This is a genomic window from Reinekea marinisedimentorum (genome assembly GCF_004341165.1).
GTDB lineage: Bacteria > Pseudomonadota > Gammaproteobacteria > Pseudomonadales > Natronospirillaceae > Reinekea > Reinekea marinisedimentorum.
On sequence record NZ_SLZR01000025.1, the window covers coordinates 1 to 21,790 of the forward strand.

The 21,790-nt window shown below is 50.9% G+C and carries 14 protein-coding genes; 6 read left to right on the forward strand and 8 right to left on the reverse strand.

What is annotated here, in order from left to right; genetic code table 11:
* Nucleotides 1-97: 97 nt before the first annotated feature.
* The 5 genes from lepB (at nucleotide 98) to BCF53_RS17740 (ending at nucleotide 4,029) form a co-directional block, all read left to right on the forward strand.
* Complete coding sequence (lepB, locus tag BCF53_RS17720; protein WP_132703855.1) at nucleotides 98-568, forward strand: signal peptidase I; 471 nt, start codon at nucleotides 98-100, stop codon at nucleotides 566-568.
* 97 nt (nucleotides 569-665) lie between these two features.
* Nucleotides 666-1,106: a hypothetical protein gene (locus BCF53_RS17725; protein ID WP_132703857.1), complete on the forward strand. Its 441-nt coding sequence runs from the start codon at nucleotides 666-668 to the stop codon at nucleotides 1,104-1,106.
* Nucleotides 1,107-1,268: 162 nt separating this feature from the next.
* Complete coding sequence (locus BCF53_RS17730; RefSeq protein WP_132703859.1) at nucleotides 1,269-1,475, forward strand: hypothetical protein; 207 nt, start codon at nucleotides 1,269-1,271, stop codon at nucleotides 1,473-1,475.
* Between the two features lie 122 nt (nucleotides 1,476-1,597).
* Entirely contained in the window at nucleotides 1,598-2,635 is a 1,038-nt protein-coding gene (locus BCF53_RS17735; protein ID WP_243645862.1) for a hypothetical protein, read from the forward strand.
* 176 nt (nucleotides 2,636-2,811) lie between these two features.
* A complete protein-coding gene (locus tag BCF53_RS17740) occupies nucleotides 2,812-4,029 on the forward strand; it encodes an MFS transporter (protein ID WP_165901978.1) in 1,218 nt (405 codons plus the stop codon).
* Between the two features lie 24 nt (nucleotides 4,030-4,053).
* Here the strand turns inward: BCF53_RS17740 and pbpC are convergent, their stop codons facing one another.
* The 4 genes from pbpC to BCF53_RS17760 form a co-directional block, all read right to left on the reverse strand.
* Entirely contained in the window at nucleotides 4,054-6,435 is a 2,382-nt protein-coding gene (gene pbpC, locus BCF53_RS17745) for a penicillin-binding protein 1C (RefSeq protein ID WP_243645863.1), read from the reverse strand.
* Nucleotides 6,436-6,438: 3 nt separating this feature from the next.
* Complete coding sequence (locus tag BCF53_RS17750; RefSeq protein WP_132703863.1) at nucleotides 6,439-11,955, reverse strand: alpha-2-macroglobulin family protein; 5,517 nt, start codon at nucleotides 11,953-11,955, stop codon at nucleotides 6,439-6,441.
* Between the two features lie 375 nt (nucleotides 11,956-12,330).
* Nucleotides 12,331-13,626 (reverse strand): NAD-dependent dihydropyrimidine dehydrogenase subunit PreA, encoded by a 1,296-nt coding sequence (preA, locus tag BCF53_RS17755; RefSeq protein WP_132703865.1) that lies wholly within the window; start codon nucleotides 13,624-13,626, stop codon nucleotides 12,331-12,333.
* 1 nt (nucleotide 13,627) lies between these two features.
* A complete protein-coding gene (locus tag BCF53_RS17760; RefSeq protein ID WP_132703867.1) occupies nucleotides 13,628-14,974 on the reverse strand; it encodes an NAD(P)-dependent oxidoreductase in 1,347 nt (448 codons plus the stop codon).
* 269 nt (nucleotides 14,975-15,243) lie between these two features.
* On the opposite strand from BCF53_RS17760, the gene BCF53_RS17765 reads away from it, so the two are divergent.
* Nucleotides 15,244-15,897 carry a TetR/AcrR family transcriptional regulator gene (locus BCF53_RS17765; RefSeq protein ID WP_132703869.1) on the forward strand — a complete coding sequence of 218 codons (654 nt, stop codon included), beginning with the start codon at nucleotides 15,244-15,246 and terminating at the stop codon, nucleotides 15,895-15,897.
* Nucleotides 15,898-15,906: 9 nt separating this feature from the next.
* Here the strand turns inward: BCF53_RS17765 and codA are convergent, their stop codons facing one another.
* From codA to BCF53_RS17785, 4 genes are all read right to left on the reverse strand, one after another.
* Nucleotides 15,907-17,154, reverse strand: a complete 1,248-nt coding sequence (gene codA, locus BCF53_RS17770; RefSeq protein ID WP_132703871.1) for a cytosine deaminase — start codon at nucleotides 17,152-17,154, stop codon at nucleotides 15,907-15,909.
* Complete coding sequence (locus BCF53_RS17775; RefSeq protein WP_132703873.1) at nucleotides 17,148-18,371, reverse strand: PucR family transcriptional regulator; 1,224 nt, start codon at nucleotides 18,369-18,371, stop codon at nucleotides 17,148-17,150. Before BCF53_RS17775 ends, codA begins: the two co-directional genes overlap by 7 nt.
* Nucleotides 18,371-19,627, reverse strand: a complete 1,257-nt coding sequence (gene codB, locus BCF53_RS17780; protein WP_132703875.1) for a cytosine permease — start codon at nucleotides 19,625-19,627, stop codon at nucleotides 18,371-18,373. Before codB ends, BCF53_RS17775 begins: the two co-directional genes overlap by 1 nt.
* Nucleotides 19,628-20,183: 556 nt before the next feature.
* The gene (locus BCF53_RS17785; RefSeq protein ID WP_132703877.1) at nucleotides 20,184-21,452 is read right to left on the reverse strand and encodes a Zn-dependent hydrolase; all 1,269 of its coding nucleotides are present in this window, start codon (nucleotides 21,450-21,452) and stop codon (nucleotides 20,184-20,186) included.
* Between the last annotated feature and the right edge of the window lie 338 nt (nucleotides 21,453-21,790).

Sequence of the window (21,790 nt, forward strand, 5' to 3'; positions counted from 1 at the left end):
ATTTAGAAGTGAGACACGCTACAAAACCGCGATAATGTTCTATCTGGGTGGACTAACTCTGAAACATTAACCCACCGTAAAAGGTGAAGACCCTTTTATGGCAGGGGTATGGAATTATCGATTAAGTTTAGGATTCGATTTATTCCAAGTTCAATCTGTTTCCATGCATCCTGCTTTACATGAAGGAGACTTGGTTGTAGTTCGATTAAATAAAGCAAACAGCCATCATTCTTTTAACAAAGGCGACATAATCGTTTTCAACGACCCAAATGTTAAAAAAATGAAGCTAATAAAGCGTATCGCTTATGTGCCCGGTGAATCAGTGACCTATTCAAAACTGATTACCGTAATGGATGATAAAACACATAGGCCCGTTGCATACCGAGAGCAACAAACCCTAGAACATATAAACGGTTACTTTGTATTAGGCGATAACCCCAAGCACAGTACCGACAGCCGAAACTTTGGCCCAATAGACCCTAGCCAAATAGTCGGCAAAGTTTTTTTTACCATCCCAAAAGAAAACCTGGGCTGGTTGTATTCAATGGCGGCCTGGTTAAAAAATTGACCAGGAAAAACTATTGATTCATTAAGAGTAGTAAGAAACTTGCGACCCGGTAGTTTTTTTATAAGGAAACTGCCAAAAAACGAAAAAGGAACACATCGTGATTCGGCCTATAGCATTTATAAGTGCGTTGTTATTAGCGAGCCCGGTTTTTGCCACTGGCGATATAGACATCCGTGCAGACCAGGTACTTACCGATACAGTACAGGAGGTTAACTTCCGCATAGCGGTTGAAGACTGTACCCAACTGGCAGATATTTCTGTCAGCGGGCTATCGTTGAGTTTGGCCGATGCCATCCGCTCAACCGAAGGCAACAGTTGTGAATTTGCCGTATTGTTAGACAGCAGCTATGCAAACTCACCTTCGGTCACCGCAACCGACATCAGCGGTGAGCATTATTACCACAGCGAATTCTTTTCGGTTGAATTCACCAACCCAACCATCAGCTTTAACGGAGTCTCAGTTACTGGTTCGTCGCAAGACCAGTACCTGCAGTTTTCTGGTACTGCTAATGGTGATGTTGATATTCCCAAGAATTAACTTTTAAATAGCTTAAGTGCAGACGTATTAGGCCTGCGCGCATCAGCCCTAACCGAAGCGGGCGGCGTAGTCGATATCGCCGCAGAAAAAGCCTTCGCCAATACCGATGGCTACACAACTGTTTACCCAAGCAAAGAAGACCAAACCGAATTTGTTATTAGTGTGCCAGTAGAAGGTACACTCAGTGCATCTGAAATTATGTACGACGGCGTTGTACTAATGGATGTAAACGTCGTAGACGCCAGCGGCAACAGCGCTAGCTTTAACCAGTTGGCCTTTACCGGTAGCGATGTAAATGAAAACGTAAAAGGTATGCGCGTATCTCCGGAAGCGATGGTGCTGGTGATTGTTGAATCTATGATCTGGTGAGCACTTAGCAGTAACATCCGAGGTAGGCTGACTGCGAATCCCTATGGCAGAATAGATCCTCTGCCCGGTGCCCATAGGTGCTGAGCAGCCTTATTCACATGGTCAGCTGGAGGCCTACAATTTTGCCGCTATTGATCACCCGTACCTTAAAAACTGCTGCTATCTGCTTGCTGGCCGCAACACAGGTGCTGGCCAACGATTGGCAGCAGCTGATTCGCAATGCGCCCTACAGCTATTCGCAGGGCATGACCGGAAATTTTCAAACCCTCCGACGCTGGGTGCTGTTCAATGAGGGCTACTGCGAGCAGCCTGAACGCCATATTCTGTTTGATCTCAGAGGCCGTTTCCTGGCCTGGATGGATAATGCTCCAGACCCTGAGCAAATGCAGTCTGCGCTCAATAGCGTGCGGGAATCGCTCTATGAGCAGCAACGGACCGACCGTTGGTTGCCCGGTAGTGAGGGCGTGCCGGGCTATCCGTTTTCTTTTTCGTGTGACCAACCGCATGTAGAAATTGACGCCGCTATTGATCGGTTGAATGAAAAATCTGTTTGGGGAACCTGGGATGGTTTAACCGCCGGCAGTCAGGATCAGCCTGTTTCTTTAGTTGAAACCGCAAAGATCGTGTTCGACCACCGACAGAGCCAACTGGAAAATGCCTTAACCGAGCTCAGTTTTAACTTGTTTCTGGCGCAGATGGTGATTGAAAGTGGCGCAGTAAAGGGGGCTACCTCGCGCGATAATGCCATTGGTATTCTGCAATTGCGCCAGGAAGCACTCATGGATTGCGCTATTTCTGAAGCATTCTATCGGCACCGCATGGCACAGGTCGATTGTGCCTTTCGTTTGTATGTGCTCAACCGGCGCAATCTGGAACCGGTGTTTATGAGTCGCTTCGGGCATCTTGAAGCGCACAAACGCCAGCGTCTTTTGAACCTGCTACTGGTGCAAACCTACCACAGTGGCATTGGCAATATGCAGCGCCTGTTGGGTGATGGTGAGCAAGGCAATGCGGCCACCTATTTTGCCGAGCATCACCAGCTTTATTCAGCGGAAGATATTCTCACCGGCATGCTGTTTCACAATATTGGCCGCACGCCCTGGGGCTGGGAATCGCTGTTTTACCTGATGGATATTCAGCTGGTTGAGCAGCGCATTTAACGCGCCCGCTAAGTGCAGGGTAAGACCATCCCTTCAGTTTTATGCAAAACGAGATACGTTGGGTAAGTTTTTGCTTCAGTCAAAGCTACACTGAATATCAAGTTATATATGCACCTGAAAGAGGCCGCCAAATGCCCGCGGTTCAATTGAGAGGTCTCAATGCATCAGGGTTACTTATGAACAACAACCCCAATTCAGCAAAGCGATCAATCGTCTCGCTGTACGTTGCAAATTCGCTGTCGTTAATTGGCAATGTGTTGTCAGAATTGGCGGTGCCCTGGTTTGTTTATGAATTGACCGGCAGCGCAACGGCGACCGCCGGGGTGATGATTGCAGGCCAATTGCCAAACATTCTGGTTGGCCTGTTCAGCGGCCAGTTTATTGACCGGTTCAGCGCTAAGGCGGTTAGCTTGTTTACCGATGCGGTAAATTTTATGGCCATTGCGCTGATCCCGTTGCTGTTTCATTTGAATGCCCTGGATATGCTTTGGCTGGGCATGCTGGTGTTTTTTAGCAAGGTATTTGATACCCCGGGGCACACGGCCAGACACGTCATGCTGGCAGAGCTGATTGAAAAACATCAACTGCCGCGCGACAGGGTGAATGGCCTTTATTCGTTGCTCGATACCATTGCCGATTTGATAGGGCCGATCATCGCCGGCCTGCTGTTAACCCTGATTGGGGCTGTTTACCTGATGGTGATTGATGCCATAACCTTCGGTTTGTCCTTTTTGATCATTGCATTGGGTTTCGGTCTCAAAAAACACAGCCATCATGAGCGCCGGCCTGTCTCGGTCTGGGTGGCCTGGCGTTGGTTGTTTCGAACCCCCATTGTTAGAAAGCTGGCCATTTACGATGCCGTACTCAACACAGTTGCCACGGCGCTGCTGGCCGTTGCCTTGCCGGTGCTGGCGAAAAATTTCTCGGGCAACGGTACCCTCTATGGGCTGTGGATGTCTGGCTTTGCATGCGGCACAACACTCACCGCAGCACTCTATTCCTGGCTCGGCCATCGCCTAAACCCTATAACCCTGCTGAAAATAACGCCGATTGGGCAGGTAATCGGTTTGTTGATCATCGTTACCGTGCTGGTGATGGGATGGCCATTGATTCTGGTCGCCGGCGGCCTTTTTCTGTTCGGTGCGAATTTGGGTGTTGGCAGTATGATGGATGCGAAATTGCTGCAGACTTATGTACCTGAAAATATGCGGGGCAGTATTTTTGCCGCCTTTTCATCAACCCGCTTTGTGGGCGTGCCGTTTGGATTGTTTATTGCGGGTTGGTTGTTAGATTCAATGGCGGTGAACACTTTGTTCGGGTTCTTTATGGTTTTGTGTTTCTTCGCCAGTGTTTTGTGGTGGGGTAGAGAGCCACTCAATAACCCATCAGCCTAACCGCTCGAAAATGTTTTTTTAGAGCTACTGGCCAAGTACGAGGAAACTTCGACTCACGCTATTGCCTGTTTCATCGACCAGCGTAACGGTATGCCACCCCGGTGATATCGTTACACCCACCTGATGAAAACCACGCGTTTGCTTTAAGTAGTGATTATCCAGGTGCCAGTACATAATCGCGTTGTCATTACGATGGACAGCATCAAAAACGATCGCGCTTTGGTTGCCATCTAAATCGGTTGGAATATAAATTTCTGCATTCGCTTCCGGATAAATAAGCCCGATAGGGTTGTCATCACTGGTGCTGTTATTAACGCAGTCTGAACGGTAGGGGGGCAATGGCCGATAATCATCGTGAGACTGTTGGTAAAAGTGTTCCAACGCCGGGGGTAAAACAAACCAGTTTTGACTGCGCATATTGCTGACACGTTCGCACTGATTGTGTACCCGTACCCGCTTGGTGGCATCCAGATGAATGGTTTTATGAAAGGGTGTGGCTTTTTCAAAATAGCTGTCACTCGGTGCATTGACTGGCTGGCTAGCGCATTTACCGTTGGCTAAATAGCCATCTTTTTCGCAAATAATAACGGTTTTAAGGAATCGCGACGGTGCGCTAAGCCAGGGGTGATTTCCCAGTCTGTTGAAGGCATCGAACATGATTGGGGCCGCGGCCTGCAGCCCGGTTAATTGAGCATTGCCCTGGCCGGTTGCATTGCCAGCCCACACCGCGACAGTGTACTGACCATTATTGCCAATGGCCCAGGCGTCCCGCAGCCCATAACTGGTACCGGTTTTCCAGCTGATATTCTGGCTGGAACTGAACTGTCGCCAGTGATGATCAAGCCCCGGTCGTTTTACATCCAGCAGGGCGTTCAGCGTCAGCCAGGCAGCCCCCGGCCCAAAGGGCATGGTTTTCTGGCTGGCGAGAGGCTCTGCGCTGGCGTCCGTTGTGCCGGTGGGTTTCATAATTTGTATCGGCTCAACGTAAGGTCGCAGGGTATTGGCCTGGCTTGCCTTGGCCAGGTTGGCGTACATCTGGCTGATGTCCCAGAGCGTGCCCTCTGCACCGCCCAGAATAAGCGGTAGCCCATAGTCTTTTGGCGCACGAAACAGAGTGGTCATGCCCATGGTTTTCAAATCGTCGTAAAAGGTCTCAGTGCCGTATTCCAGCAACATGCGTACGGCCGGGATATTCAGCGATTGAGTGAGTGCTTCGTTGGCCGGAACAATACCCCGGTAAAGCCGATCGTAATTTTCTGGCCGGTAGCCCTTAAAAACCGACGGGCGATCTTCGACTAGCGTTGACGGTAGAATTTGTCCGCTTTGCAGCATACCTGCATATAAAAACGGTTTAAGAATACTGCCCGTACTGCGTTTCGCCTGTACCAGGTCTAATGCGTAACCCTGGTCACCGGTGCTTTGCCAGCGGCTGTTGCCGATGTAGGCGACAACTTCCATGGTGTCGCGATCTATCGCGATTAGGGCGGCATTGTGAATGCCTTTCCTCAGCAACAGTTCGCTTTGGTAGTCCATCACTTCTGTTAATGATGCCTGAATCTCCGCATCCAGAGTGGTTTCAATGCGGTGCCCTGTATTGGATTGTGCTAAGCGGTCAAACAGGTGCGGTGCTAATCTTGGCAGCGGCTGAGGTTCCGCAGGAAGCGGCTCCAGCAGAGCCAGTTCATATTCAATCTGATCGAATCTGCTCTGTGCGTATAAATCTGCCAACAGTTCATCGCGCTTTTGTTTTAAGCGTTCGCGGTTGCGGCTCAGGTGAATCAGGCTGGGTTGGTTTGGCAGTACCGCCAGCGTGGCCGTTTCTGCCCAGCTGAGGTTAGCCGCCGGGCGGCCAAAATACCGCCAGGCCGCGGCTTCAATCCCTACCACATTACCGCCGAAGGGCGCATGGTTGGCATACAGCGTCAAAATTTCTTCTTTGCTGTAGCTGGCCTCTAAGCGCACAGCCAGCAGGGCTTCTTTAGCCTTATTCCAGTAGGTTCGCGATGGGTTGTTTTTTGAAAGCCGAATAACCTGCATGGTCAGCGTGCTGGCACCACTGACCACACGTTTATTGGCAAGGTTTGAATAGATTGCGCGCAGCACCGCGATAGGGTCAACGCCAACGTGCCGATAAAAGCGCCGGTCTTCATAGGTGGTAATGGCGATTTTAAAACGTTCAGGCACCGCGTTGCCCTCAGGGAAACGCCATTGTTCATCGGCAGAAATTTTTGCACCCAGCAGGTGATTGTTTTTATCCAGCAGAATGGTGGAGTAGGGTGTGTTAAATAAAGGCTCTGGCAATGAAAACCAGAACCCTAAAAGGCACAAAACAACGATTGGAATGAACCAGAAGCGCCGTTGTGAAAACCGGCGCATCCGTGCATTGATGTATGGCAACAACCTCATGTATTAACGAATAACCTCGACCCACTGGCCAACAGTGGATGCCTGATAGGTATTATCGTACATGGCTTCTACATGAACGCCCGGCAGGTAGAAAATACCGGCGTAGGTGCTATGCAGGGCGACGTTAAAGCTGCGTTGTTCGCCGGCCTTTAAGCTAAAGTAGGTATGAACCCGATCATCCCGAATATCCTGATAATCGAATGCATCATCGCTTAGTTCGCCTTCAAAACGCTTGTTTTCGATCTCCCAGCCGGATGGGAACGCCTTGGTCAGCGCTAAGTTATCGACATCACGATCGGTGTCATTACTGACGGTCACGATGAGTCGAATATCATTCCCTTGCGTTAATGATTGCACGCTTTCTAGCGGGTTCCCATCGCTGTCGAGCCATTCAAGGTTGAGTGAAAGCTTATTCGCAACGGCCACTTCATCGCCCGCCTCAGGCAGGCCCTCTATCAGGACAGATGCGTAAAGCGGGCGCTTCATGTTATTGGATATTTCAACCTGAGCCGGCTCATCCTGCACTGCATTTAAATCTGTCGTGTTAACCGGTTTCTCGGATTTAACATCAAACGGTTTCGCAGTATTAATGCGCACCCTGGCATCAACACCCACACCGCCGCCTTCCAGGTACTCACTAAAGGCAAGCAGGGTGTAGGCGATGGTTTGCGTGCTGTACCATTGGTTGCTGGCCATGGCTTCGCCTAGCTGTGTTGCAAGCTGTTCGGCTTCCTGGTCTTTACCACGCACAACCGCGCTGCGTAATGCAATGGCCTGATTACGCACAGATGAACCGTAAGTGCTGTTGTCGGATGCCTCGGTAAAGTCGCTGGGTAAATGGGTGTTGAGCGATGCCGCAGCATTGGCCAGACCATAGCGATGGTAGCCTTCCGCCAATATTAACGCCGCCGTTTTACTCAGACCCGGAACCACACGCAGCCGGTTCATTGCGGCAAGGTCTGGCTCGTTGGCAAGCACCAGCGTATACAGGCGGTAAGCCTGGCTGGTCATTGAGCGCTCCTGGTTTGATGCCGTCCAGTTATTCGCCTGTTCTGCCTGATAGTCGAGCCAGTTGCTGAAAAGCTCGTTGGGTACCGAATAACCAGCGTCAATCGCTTCAATCATAAAGTGACCGGCATAATTGGTGCCCCATTCGTTAGCTTCGCCCTGGCCTGGCCAATAGGCAAAGCCGCCATTGCTGGTCTGGAAGGAGGTTAGCCGAACCAGCGCTTTTCGAATGTTGTCTTCGGTTTGTGCAATCTCTTCTTCTGTCAGGTTTGTTAAGCCGTTCAAATAGAGCTGCGGGAAGGCGGCAGACGTTGTTTGTTCAATACAACCGTGGGGGTAGCGAATCAAATAGTTCAAGCGGCTGTCCAGGTTAAACGGCAGAGCCCCTGAAAGCATCAGTGAGGTATGGTTCGTGCCGGCCAGACCGTGGGGTTCGGCGCTGAAGCTCCACTGCTCACCGCCCTCGATTTTTTGGTTGATCACCTGAGTTGTGGTTGACGTGGCCGCAACGATCGGTAAATCGACCGTGGCAACGGCCTGGTTGTCACCTGCTTCAGCAGTGACTTTGATTTTTGCCCAGCCGACAGAGTTGCCAACGTTTAGGTTGAATAAGGCTATTTGCTCATTGGATTCATCAAAATGAATCTGCATAGTCGGTTCACCGGCAACCGTTGCATCGCCTTCCAGTACTTCAATGGTCATGTTGGCGGTATCGAAAGACGGGTCATTTCGGAAGATCAGTGTCGGTACGGCGATTTGCTCGCCAGGGCTGACCGCACGGGGTATTGAAGGCAAAATGTTGAGTGCCTCCCGCACGTAAACCTGCTCACTGGCCGATCCATAGGCCCGGTCTTGACTGGCAACGACCATCACCCGAACCTGCCCCAAATACTCGGGCATATCAAAGCTGTGCGTCTGGCTTTCGTTTGCGGCCAGCGTAAACGGCCCTAAAACACGAACCACCGGCGGGAAACGTTTCTTGCGGGTTTCGGCTTCGGAATCCTCTTCAGAGTCGCCACCGCCCAGTGCCAGCAGGCGCTCTAATTCTCCGCCGTAAGCACCGACCACGTCGTCAAACATATCCCAGCTGGTAACGCCGAGCGCTTCTTTCTTGTAAAAGTCGCTGTGCAGATCTGGTGTGCGGTAACGGGTTAACCCGAGCAGACCTTCATCGACGACCATAAGCGTATAGGCCATGGGTTTACCGTCCTGTTCTGCAACGGTGATCTCCGCCTGCTTATTCGAGCCCCAAACTTCTGGCACCACTAAGGTGGGGGTTAGCCGGGTCTCTGGGTTTTCAACCAGCAACGGCACAATGCCATACATGCGAATAGGGCGATCGTTGGTTTTACCGCTGTGGGGTTGAATGAGGGTGACATTGACATAAACATTCGGTGCCATCTCTTCGGTAATCGCAATATCGAGAGTGGTGTTGTCTTCAGTAAGTTCATGCCAGTACTGGTCAACAATACCGCTGCCATTTTCAATGGAGACAAGCGCTCGGCCCTGTTGTGCCGCAGGCACCGTTACCTGCGCGGTATCGCCCACGCTGTAATTGGTTTTATCGGTTGTTAAGGTCAGAGCAGAAGCACCCACACCTTTCGATTCCTGAGCGCGGCCAGCCCAGCCGGGCCAGTCGATGTAGACAACTTTTGAGGTGCAGTGACCGCCTTCTAAGTCGCAGGCACGAACCAGAAAACGCCCCCAGGTTGGGTAGCTGACATTAAAGCTCCACGAACCAAGGCCCTGTTTATTGGTTTTAACAACCCCGTGAGCCATGCCTTGCTTGTAATCGCGCGAGTTGTACTGGCCGAGATCGTCGGTGCCTTTTTCCCACCACCAGCGCCAGCTGATTTTATGCAGGCTAACCGCAACCTCCTCTAAGGCGACGGGTTGCCCCTCGGCATCTAAAGAGACGATATCAACGGTATGGTCAACATCTGTAAGCAACATACCGCGGGCGGCGTCGCCTTTTGGCAGTTTAATGCCAACATAGTGATCGAATGGAGAGAAGCGCTCGCTTTGCGTGGCCATTGAAAACTGGCCGCTGCTTTCATAAACGCGGGTGGTGAAGTTGGCATTCATCATACCGGGTGCGTTGGCAGGGCGGTTGATCTCGGCTTCAAATTGCAGGTGGCCTTCGGCATCCAGTGTGCTGTCTACTAAGTACTGCTTATAACCCCGGTACTGGCGGGTGGCATCATCAAAAATAAAATCGGCACCGCGATCGAAATGTGTTTTCTGTGAGGAAAGTGACACGGCGACATCCGTGCTCAGTTCGGCTGCGGTGGCACCATGCAGCCATTGAGAAAAAACATGCCCTTTGATGGTTTGGTTTGCATACAGCAAGGTGTTTTCGTCACCAAAATCGAGTTCTACCTTCAGGCGATTCGGCTGCACGGTTTCAATTTTAAGTTTCTTACTGAATGTTGCACCGCCAACCTGCGCACGAACCTCCCAATTGCCGGTAATGGCTTCCTCTTCCGTGGCGAAATTAAAGCGGTAAAAGTTACCCACCGGGGTGTTATTGGTTTGTGTATCCACCAGACGGTTTCTTGCATCGTACAGGCGCATCGTAACCGGGTGGTTTTCCGGCAGGCTGCTTTCTTCATCGGAGAGGACAAAGGTTAGGAAGATATCGTCACCCGGACGCCAAACACCACGCTCACCAAATATCGTCCCTTTCAGGCCATCGGATATCTGTTGCCCACCGACATCAAAATGGCTGACCGGTAAGCTGGCATTGGTTTCCAGCCTTAATACACCTCGCTCTTTACCGTACTTTGCAAGCAGATAAAAAGGTTTGGCCGGTAATGAAATACTGGCAAAGCCTTCATCATCTGTCTTGGCGGTTGCGATCACCTGGTTCTGGAAATTATAGAATTCAAGTTCGGTGTTGTTGAGCGGCGCAGACGAGGCAATATCGGTGGTAATAACGCTGTAACGGTTTGAGCTATCGCCTTTGGCGATTAGACCAATATTCGACGCCATAAAGTTTTTGCTGGCTTGTGTGTTTTCAGACCAGCGGTAGTAGCTGTTTTCGCACGGGTCATTGGAATTGCCCGAATTGCCATTGATATTGAAATAATCCTCGGCGAAGTCCCAACTGCTGGCTTCAACCATATAATCTGAATCGTAATTTTTGAAGTTCTGCTCTTTTACCACAGGCGCCTGAGTTTGTTCCTCAGTACAGCTGAGCATGGCATTGCCGCGGTTGATTGAAAGCGTCAGCCGGAACAGTGAACCCGGGGATTGCTCGAATAACTCAGTGGCATCCAGACTGAAGTTTTGCCATTCCTCCGGCGTGACATTTGGCAATCGAATGGTTTTACGCCACAAGTAACGGCCAACACGGTGCATGTTTTCGCTGCTGGTGAGTTGATTACTTTGCAGAAACTGCCCGATGTTGTTATCAAACACCTCAAACGCGGTTACCTGAACAGAGTGCGCGTTGATGGTTTTAAACGGAATGCTCAGGAACTCGTTATCCGGCAGAATGACGCCCGAGCCAATAAACGCAACCTGGGGTTTTTCGCGGCTGATATTCAGCACCTTAGAAACCGGGTTCTGCAGTGCTTTGCCATATTCGTCTTCAATGCCCGCGGCCAGCGTGACCTCCGCCCGGCCTTTAAATTGAGCTGGCAAGTTGAGTAAGAGGGCGTTTCCATCGGCTTTTGCTTTAAAGTTTTTGCCGTTCAGTTTCACCAGCCCGTTCAGGTTCTGATCAGCTGCCAGCACATTGGTGAAGGTCACTTTAATAATGGGGTAGCCTTCGCGGTACTGGTGGATGGATGAAATAGCAAAATGGTTTTTAACAGGTATGGTGATGTCGCGTGTGCCCGTCTCGTTCAGACCAATGGTCTCGGTGTTCCAGGAGAGTCTGAGCGTCTGTTGAGCATCGGTTTTTTCTATGCGGTTAATGTAGAAATCATGCGCCCGGCCATTGGCACTGTGTTGCCATTGAATCGCTATGGGTTGGTTATCCAGCGTGGCCTTCAGTACGGCTTCAGCATGGATGGCGGTTTCGGAATCCGACGTTGAGAGGGTTCCGCTAAAGTTGGCCAGGCTGGGGGCTTGTGAACTGACCGTGAGGCCATTCAGCTGAATAGCGTAGGTTTGCTCAATAACGTTGACACGGAACTGATAGTCTTTCAGGTTCTGGTGTTGTTCAGGCAACGCTGAAGCTCGCAGGGTAATTTCAATTTCTTCGCCACTGACCCAGGCTGTTTTTGGCGATATCTCTATTTCACGCGGTGAAATAAAGGTCGCAGACCAGGGCGCTTGGCTATTTACACTGACCAGGCTGCTTGCGTCTTGTCCGGCCTGATGGGTGCGGGTGACATCTTCCTGAAAACGGATACGAACCGGTTTGGTTCTCGATTGTGCCAGAATGCTGTGTTCCAGAAGAATCTCAGACCAGGCATCTGAAAAGCCTGTTACTGAAAACGAATAACTGCTGATACCAATGGCCAGCAGCGTGGTGAGCCAAAGCTGAAGAAATCGCTTAATCATAAAAACATCCGAAAGGGTTAATGTTTATGCGGAGGTGGCTCAGCCAGACTGCCTTGCGTGCGCAGTTGAGTTTATTTTGCCGGATCCTTCCACGAAATATTGATGAGTTGCCCGAGTAGCTCCCTTGGTACCGGCCAGATCAATCAGTAATCCACTAAGTCATTACAAATAAATAACACATCAGTACGGTGATAGATGGTAGAGGAAGGGCTTGTGCTGATCAAATTTACAAGGTGATAAATGAAGGTTATTTGTCAGTTTGAGAAATGCGTGGTGTTTTTTTGCGGCTTGGGTGAGTGGGTAGGGTGACCAGATGGCGGCTTTCAAACAGATCGGGGCGACCTGTTTGAAAGCCCGGTGAACCGTTAAGCCCGATTAGGCTTCGTGGGTCGATTCTTCGGTCACTTCGCGATGCGGGTTGCGCGGGTCTTGCGTCCAGTTCATGTAAGGCTGGCCAACATCTCTGCGCTCCATGGTGATGCAATCATCGACCGGGCAGGTAATCTGGCACAGGTTACAGCCAACGCATTCTTCTTCAATAATCTCGAACTTGTTGGTGCCATCGGCCTGTGGTTTCAGGTCAATCGCCTGGTGCGAGGTATCTTCACAGCCGATGTAGCAGCGGCCACAACCGATGCACTTATCTTCATCGATAGATGCCACCACCTTGTAGTTCATGTTCAGGTACTTCCAGTCGGTGGTGTTGGGCACCGCCAAGCCACGGAAGTCTTCAATGGTCTCAAAGCCTTTGCTGTCCATCCAGTTGGCCAGGCCAGTCTTCATTTCTTCAACAATGCGGAAGCCGTAAATCATGGCCGCCGTGCACACCTGCACACAGCCAGCACCGAGCGAGATGAACTCGGCCGCATCACGCCAGTTGCTGATACCGCCAATGCCGGAGATGGGCAGGCCCATGGTTTCCGGGTCGCGGGCAATTTCACTGGTCATGCTCAGGGCAATCGGCTTAACCGCCGGGCCACAGTAGCCGCCGTGGGTACTCTTGCCGTCAACTATCGGCCGGGCAACCATGTTATCCAGATCAATACCGGTAATGGAGTTAATGGTGTTGATCAGCGATACCGCATCGGCGCCGCCACGTTTTGCCGCACGGGCCGGGAAACGGATGTCAGTGATATTGGGCGTCAGTTTTACGATGACCGGCATCTTGCAATACATTTTGCACCAGCGCGCCACCTGTTCAACGTACTCGGGCACCTGGCCAACGGCCGCACCCATGCCGCGTTCCGGCATGCCGTGCGGGCAACCGAAGTTCAGTTCCAGGCCATCGGCACCGGTTTTTTCGACTTCTTTAACAATGGTTTTCCACGCCTGCTCTTCACAGGGCACCATCAGCGAGACCACCAGAGCGCGATCGGGCCAGCTCTTCTTAACGGCTTCAATTTCGCGCAGGTTTACTTCCAGGCTGCGGTCGGTAATCAACTCAATGTTATTGAAGCCGGATACCTCGCCGTAGCTGTCGTAAATAGCGGAATAGCGCGAAGAAACGTTCACCGCCGCCGGGTCTTCACCCAGGGTTTTCCAGACAACGCCACCCCAGCCCGCTTCAAAGGCGCGCTCTACGTTATAGGCTTTGTCTGTCGGTGGGGCCGAGGCCAGCCAGAATGGATTCGGTGATTTAATGCCTACAAAATCAATCGATAAATCTGCCATGTTAGTTGCCCTCAGTTTTTAGTTGTTCGTCAATGGCGATCGCCGCCAGTTTGCCCTGCTGAACGGCTTCAACGGTTAAGTCTTCGCCAACGCCAGTGCAGTCGCCGCCGGCGTATACCTTCTCGATGCTGGTTTTGAAGTTTTCTGCCGTGGTAATTTTGCTGCCGCTATCCGGTGTTGTCGGTTCGCTGGCCGGGTAGGTGAGTGTTTGGCCAACGGCTTTGAATACGGCTTCACAGGGCACATCAAATTGCTCGTCGGTATCAATCAGTTTGCCGTCAACCGTTTCGGTTTTCTGGAAGCGGATGCCGGTCAGTTTGTCGTCTTCATCAAACAGCAGGGCTTCAGGGCGGCTCCAGGTTTTAATGCGAACCTCGTGGTCTTTGGCGATCTGCTGCTCGTGTTTAGTGGCACTCATGTCTTCAGTGCCGCGTCGGTAAACCAGGGTGACTTCTTCGGTCCCCAGTCGTTTCAGCTGGCAGGCCATATCGATTGCGGTGTTACCTGCACCAATCACCACGGCGCTTTTTTCAGGCACAACCAGTTGATCTGCGGTTTCTGCCTGACGCAGTTCACTGATGAAATCAACCGCGTTATAGATGCCCGGTTTGTCTTCGTTTTCAATGCCCAGGTCGCGAACGCCCTGTAAACCGATGCCCAGGAAGACTGCATCAAACTTCTCAGTCAGTTCCTCCAGGTGAATGTCTTTACCCAGTGCTTTATTGGTGTGCAGGGTGATGCCGCCCACTTCCAGAATAAAGTCGATCTCTTTCTGTGCGAAGTTGTCGGTCAGTTTGTATTTGGCGATGCCGTATTCATTCAGGCCGCCAGCCTTGCTTTGTGCTTCAAAGATTTCCACGTTATGACCCAGCAGCGCCAGACGGTGCGCGCAGCTTAAACCGGCCGGTCCAGCGCCAACCACGGCAATGGTTTTGCCGGTAGAGGGGGCTCTTTCGAACGGATGGTCAGCGAATTGGGCATTATCTGTTGCATGCCTCTGTAGTAGTCCTATTAGAACGGGTGAACATTCAGCTTCTTTATTGCGTACGCAGGCCTGCTCACAAAGTATCTCGGTTGGGCAAACGCGTGAGCAGCTGCCACCAAGGATATTTTCGCTGTAGATGGTTTCTGCTGCGCCTTCAATATCGCCATTGTGAATACTGGCGATAAAGCTCGGAATGTTGATGTCTGAAGGGCAAGCCTTAACGCACGGGGCGTCGTAGCAGTAGTAGCAGCGAGAACTCTCATAGCTCGCTTGGCGCTCGGTCAGGGCAGGCTTAATGTCGCTGAACATTTCATCCAGCACACTCACCTGCGAAGCTTCCACAACCTTATTTTGAATATTCATTAGGTTTCTCTCTTCCCGGTTTGTTGTAGTCGGTACGGATTTGTTTGCATCGGTTATGCCAATCTTCTGACCAGATGGTCAGAAGGTTAAGGTTTTTTTATCAATCAAATTCAAATCAACAAGTTATGCGGGCCCGATAGATTTTCTTTATACTGCGACGATAAGAGAGTTAAGTGACTTAAATAGTCATATAAAATATAAGTGCATTTGGGGTTTAAATTTCGCACTGAAAAAAAGCGTAGAGATACACAAGAGTGCAAAAAACAGCCATGAAAAACGAGAAAGCAACGAAGAAACCGGTACGCAGAAAGCTGGCGGATATTCGAAAAGATAATTCAGATCAGATTCTGCTGGTGGCCGAAAAGGTATTCGCAGAGCGTGGTTATCGTGGCAGCACTATTGCGGCTATTGCAGAAGAAGCCGATTTGCCCAAGGCAAACATTCTCTATTACTTCAAGACCAAAGAGATTCTCTATAAAGCTGTTCTGGGCCGGCAATTGGGTATTTGGATGCAGCACATGGATGCCATGACAGTAGATCAGCACCCACGCGATGCACTGCGCGATTATGTGCGCAACAAAATTAAGCAATCGAAAGATCATCCAAACTCTTCACGCATTTTTGCAGCTGAAATTCTGCATGGTGCTGAATTCTTGCAGGAAAAATTAAGAACCGATTTGAAGGATCAGTTTGATCGCACCTGTGAAGTATTTCGCGGTTGGATAGCCAAGCGCTGGATGGACCCGGTTAGCCCGGAGCACCTGATGTTCATGATCTGGTCTTCCACGCAGGCCTATGCCGATTACAGCTTTCAAAGCAGCATAATGCTGGAAAAACCCGAGATGACGGAAGAAGACTACGAAGCGGGTGTTGAGTTAATCACCCGCCTGGTATTAAAAGGCTGCGGTATCAGCCTGTTGTAATGTGCGCGTTCAGAGCATGGCTTTAGTCAAAATTTTTGCCGGTTGCCGCTGCAGTAAGACTTCACCCTGACGAACAGACAGCAATACCTCACCTTGCTTGCGCAGCACCGAATAGTCATCTTCACCTTCAACCACAATAAAGTTTGCAGGGTTGCCCTGTTTAATTCCGTAGTTCTCCAGTTGCATGGCCTTTGCGCCATTATCTGAAATAAAAGACAGGGCTTTGGTGAAGTCATCGTAGCCCATCATCTGGCAGATGTGCATGGCAGCATCGAGTATGCGCAGCATTTTTCCGTTCCCTAATGAGTACCAGGGGTCAAAGATAGAATCCTGCGCCAGAGCGACATTCATGCCGGCTGCGGTCAGTTCTTTTACCCGGGTAACGCCCCGGCGTTTTGGAAAGGTATCAAAACGGCCCTGCAGATGAATGCTTTCGGTAGGGCAGGAAACAAAGTTAATGGCCGATTTCTTCAGCAGCCGGAACAGCTTTGAGCAATAGGCGTTGTCGTAGCTGTGCATGGCGGTGGTGTGGCTGGCGGTTACGCGCTCGCCCATATCGTTGAACAGCGCCTCACTGGCCAGCACCTCTAAAAAGCGCGAGTTCGGGTCATCAATTTCATCGCAATGCACATCAACCAGGCGGTCGTAGCGTTTAGCCAGTTGAATTACCCACTTCATGGATTCGGCACCCAGATCGCGGGTGTATTCAAAATGCGGAATGCCACCGACCACATCGGCGCCGATCTCCATGGCTTGTTCCATCAGGGCCTTACCATTCGGGAACGACAAGATGCCTTCCTGAGGAAAGGCAACCACCTGAATATCAATGCTATCTTTCACGGCATCGCGAATATTACAGATAGCTTTAAGCGCGGTTAAATCCGGGTCGGTGGTATCAACATGGGTGCGAACGTGCTGAATGCCGTTGCTCATCAGCAGATCCAGAGTTTTATAAACCCGCGTGTGTACGTCGGTTTCGGTGAGCATCGGCTTACGCTCAGCCCAGCGCTCAATGCCTTCAAACAGGGTGCCGCTTTTGTTCCAGTTAGGTTCGCCGGCGGTCAGTGCAGCATCCAGATGGATGTGCGGCTCAACAAACGGTGCGCACAGCAGATTGCCGGCAACGTTGTAATCTTCTGCCTGTGCGGGCAGCTCGGTCTGTTGTTCGGTAATGGCGGAAAACTTACCGTTTTCAGTGGTTAGGGTGAACAGTTTTTCACTATGGCGCAGGCGTGCGTTTATCAGTTTCATCAACATTCCTTATGAGCAGTGTCTGTCGACTTTGCAGGTATTAAAATGCATTCGATGATTAATGCGTTTTGCAGGTTTAATCGCTGCAGGGGATTGTTCAGATCCTTATCCAGCAGCTGTTCTAATTTTTTAATTCGTTGGCTGAGTGTATTGCGGTGTATGCCAATGTGCTCGGCTGCTTTCTTACTGGAGCCGGAATAGTCCAGATAGCAGCGCAGCGTTCGCTTCAGTTCCAGGCTCTGACTGGACTCACAAAAGCACAGGCTTTGCAGTTGATCCTGGCAGAACTCCAGCAGCAGTTTTCTGTTGGAGATTTGTGAAAACAGTTGCGCAATACCAATCTGGTCGTAACGGCAGATCGGCTCATTCTGGTAGAGCTGAGTCAGGCTTAGTGCCTTCCGCGCCTGTTCTGCTGCTTCACTGATCTTGCTCAGGTGATGAAATGAGTTGCTCACACCCACCTGAAACGTACACTGCGGGAATTGCTTGGTCAGGCTTTCCAGCAGTGCTTCCAGATCTGCAATCATCTCTGGAAACTGCCCGTGTATTGCTGGCCAGAATATCAGCCAGTCCTGGCCTTCATTCAGTATTGGCAGGTTCACTCCGCGGTCGGGCAAGCGGGATTCAAGCCAGTGCTCAATGCGCAGGCGTTCTGCCAGCCATTTGTTATCGGCCATCTGCGTTGCCACCCGGCTGCGCAGGCAAACGCTGACCATCGATTCATCCGCGTGAATGCCAAGCTCTCTGGCGCGCAGTTCGACAAGCTCGGGTGCCTCGGTAAAGCTGTTGACCAGCCGGCTTAAGAACAACCTCAGTGATTGGCCCATCAGTCTGTCCTGAACCAGCGTGTTACTGAGGATCTCAGTTACTAAAACCATCTTCAGGTTATAAGGCTGTTCCAGAATGGGAATAGACAGGTCATTGGCTTTTTTCAGCACGGAGGCCGGTATTTTTTTAATAAATTCGTGGCCAGTTAAAATAACAAAACCAGATACCTGCGCCCGGTAGCCTTCTTCAATAAGCTGGATCAGGTTTTTTTCATCACGGGTGTGGTTGATGCCGGTGACGAATATCAGTTCGCCACCCATAATCCACGGAGAGATGGATTCATTTTCAGCAACATACGGCCAGCGTATCTGTGCAGATGCGCCCTGAAATCCAGCCCGGAAACGAATACTTTCCAGGCCGGGAATATTGGGCACATCTGCAACACAAATGCTCATTAATTCCCCGCGGTGCTCAGTTGTGGCGCTTTTTCAGCAATCTTGATTGCCACGCCGTAAGTCAGTGCCGCAACAATAACGCCGGTCACCGGTGGCATAAAGGGCAGGAAGTAAGCACACAGGCAGGCTAAAACATACGCTCCCAGGCCGATGAAGTTGAATGCCGGTATTTGTGCGTCAGCCAACAGCGGGTACTGGCCTTTATGGCGTATCCAGAAGTCGGCCATAATGACGCCACCGATCGGTGGAATGAAGGTGCCGAGCAGAATCAGGTAAGGGATCAGATAGTTGTACATGCCACCGAGTGCAAGCAGGGTGCCGATGGCAGCGCCGCAAACTGTTACGATTTTACGTTTATCGGTACGCAGCAGGTTGCAGCCGGCTACGGCAAAGTTGTAAATGGTGTTGTCTTGCGTGGTCCACAAATTAAGAAACAGCATCAGGATAGCCAGCGTGATAGAGCCCTGTGCGATCATCACATCCACAATATCTGCCTGCTGGTAAATCAGTGTGCCGATTGCACCGGTGAAAACCATTAAACCATTACCGACAAAGAATGCGGCCATGGTCGCAAACACCGCTATTTTGCCACTGCTGGCAAAGCGACTCCAATTGGTTGCCTGCGTGCCACCGCTGACAAAGGTACCAATGACCACGGTAATGGCAGCGGTTAGGCTCATGCTGCTGGTGGGTTGAGTGGCTGTCAGTTCGCTGAAGCCGCCTACATCGATCATGCCTTTATACAGGCTGATGATGATAAAAATCATCATGGCCGGTACGGCAAAACGGGAAAGCCAGTCCAAACCCTTGTAGCCAATCATGGCTGTAAAGCAGAACGCAAAGCCAAAAAAGATGGTCAAAGGAATGGTGAGCGCTTCGCTTAACCCCAGTGTTTTTACCAGTACGATTGCGATGGTGGCAGTGCCCCATGCGTACCAGCCAACCTGGGTAAAGCCAAGAATAAAATCAGATAGCTTGCTGCCTTTTTCACCGAAGCAGAAACGCCCCATAAGAATGGAATTTAATCCGCTTTTATAAGCGATATAGGCAAGTGCGGCTGCATAACTGCCGAGCAGCAGGTTACCGATCACAATCGCAACCAACAGGTTAGGAAAGGTGAACGCCGTACCTAGGCTGCCACCGGCAAACATGGTTGCGGTGAAGAAGGTAAAGCCAAGAAGCACCATCGAGGTGGAGAGCACCCCTTTACGGTCTGAAGTGGGCACTTCGCTGAGTGGATAGTCTGAAGCTTTCATAGAACATTTCCTTTCGCAGTAGTGGGTGATCGGCCTGAGCCGCCGGAAACATCGGAGCAACAGCGGTGCCAAATAAATTGAACGCCTGTGTCACTGTTCGGGGTGCTGATAATTTGATTGCAATTTATGTGCACTTTGCACATTCATTGCGGCGTCGCTGTTGAGCAGAGGGAAAGAGGCTGGTGAACGTCGGGAAAAATGCGCGGTAACGGTTGGTGGTGTTTTTATTTTGCAAGTTTGTGGTGCATAAAACAGATGTGTGGAATGCGGGCGGGGACGCCCGCGGTCCAGATGGGGCAATTGATGGTGAGCTTGTGGAACGCGGGCGTCTCGCCCGCACGGAGTGATGCCTATGTAATGACAGCATCGCGAAGCATTGTGTGTCAGGGAAATAGTAGCAGAGGGCAGGAAGTAGAATGTAGCGGAGCGGTATGCGGGCGGGGACGCCCGCGGTCCAGATGGGGCAATTGAAGGCGAGCTTGTGTGGAACGCGGGCGTCTCGCCCGCATAGAATTAATCCGGTCCAGGAGGATCGGGCCGAGGCCCGACCTGTAGTTTAAATAACAGCTTCTTCTTTCACGGTTTCAGGTGCTTCAGCAACCTCGGCCATGGTCAGCATCGCATTCAATAAAACCGAGCAACCCGCTTCGCATTCTTCCGGAGTGGTACTTTCAATTTCATTGTGGCTGATGCCATTCAGGCAAGGGGTAAAGATCATGCTGGTTGGCGCAAAATCTGAAACATAGCAGGCATCGTGTCCGGCACCGGCGATGATATCCATGTGTGAATAGCCCAGTGCCTGAGTCGCATTGCGCACCGCGCTGATGCAGTTTTCATCGAACGGAATCGGCTCGTAATACCAGAATGGGTCAAGCTGAATTTCAACACCGTCTTCCGCGGTTAACTGTTCCACATAGGCTTTCAGTTCGCTATCCATTTGGGTTAGTTCATCATCGTTTGGGTGGCGCATATCGATGCTGATGGAAACCTCACCGGGAATTGTATTGCGGGAGTTGGGGCCAACCTGAACAAAGCCGACGGTGCCGCAACCCGGTGGGTGTGCTTTGGCAATAGCTTCGATCTTTTGAATCAGTTTCGTGGTCGCCAGCAGGGCATCGTTACGCAGATGCATCGGTGTAGTGCCGGCGTGCGATTCGCGGCCGGTGACAGTTGCATTAAACCAGCGCTGGCCCTGGCCACCGGTCACTACGCCAATCTGTTTGTTTTCGGCTTCAAGGTAAGGGCCCTGTTCAATATGGGTTTCAAAGAAGGCATGGTAGGCACGGTTGCCTGCTGGTTCGCTGCCGGCAAAGCCAATGCGTTCCAGTTCATCACCGAGGCGCACACCATCGACATCGGTGGTATCCAGAATTTCCTGCAGAGAAAAACGGCCGGAGACCACACCGGAGCCCATCATCGCCGGTGCAAAGCGAGAGCCTTCTTCGTTGGTCCAAACAGAAATTTCGATAGGGTGTTTTGTTTTAATGCCATGGTCATTCAAGGAGCGCACAACTTCCAGGCCAGAGAGTACGCCAAACACGCCATCGAACTTACCGCCGGAAGGCTGGGTATCCAAATGGCTGCCGGTGCCTACCGGTGGCAGGCTGTTGTCTGTTCCCGGACGGGTACAAAAAATATTACCCACCTGATCGACTTTCACCGTGCAGCCGGCTTCTTCGGCCCACTTGATATAAAGCTCACGGCCCTGCTTGTCTAAATCAGTTAATGCCAGCCTGCGACAACCGCCTTTTTCGGTGCCGCCGATCTTGGCCATTTCCATCAGGCTATTCCAAAGACGGTCGCTGTTGATATTAAAAGTTTTCATTCTGGTGGCTCCTTGATTAGTCCTGAGCGCATAGCGCTGGTGGGAAATTATTAGCAATCCTCTGACCAATTGGACAAAAGGTTAAATTTTTTTTGTTAAGTGTTTGTTTATAAAAGAAAACAATTAGCAAAAGGGAATGCTTCTCAGGCCGTAAGTTGGCACAGGAGAAAAATAAATTCGAAGGCTGTGCACCAGAATGTAAAAAGTTCGCTCTATGTTGGTTCAGAAGTGAACACTTTGTCAGACAAGCGACAAATTGTCGGCCCAAAAAGAAAACCAAGTTAAATCAATTTTTTAGCGTTGCTTATAAAGCAGGAGCAGAAATATTTTTACACCTT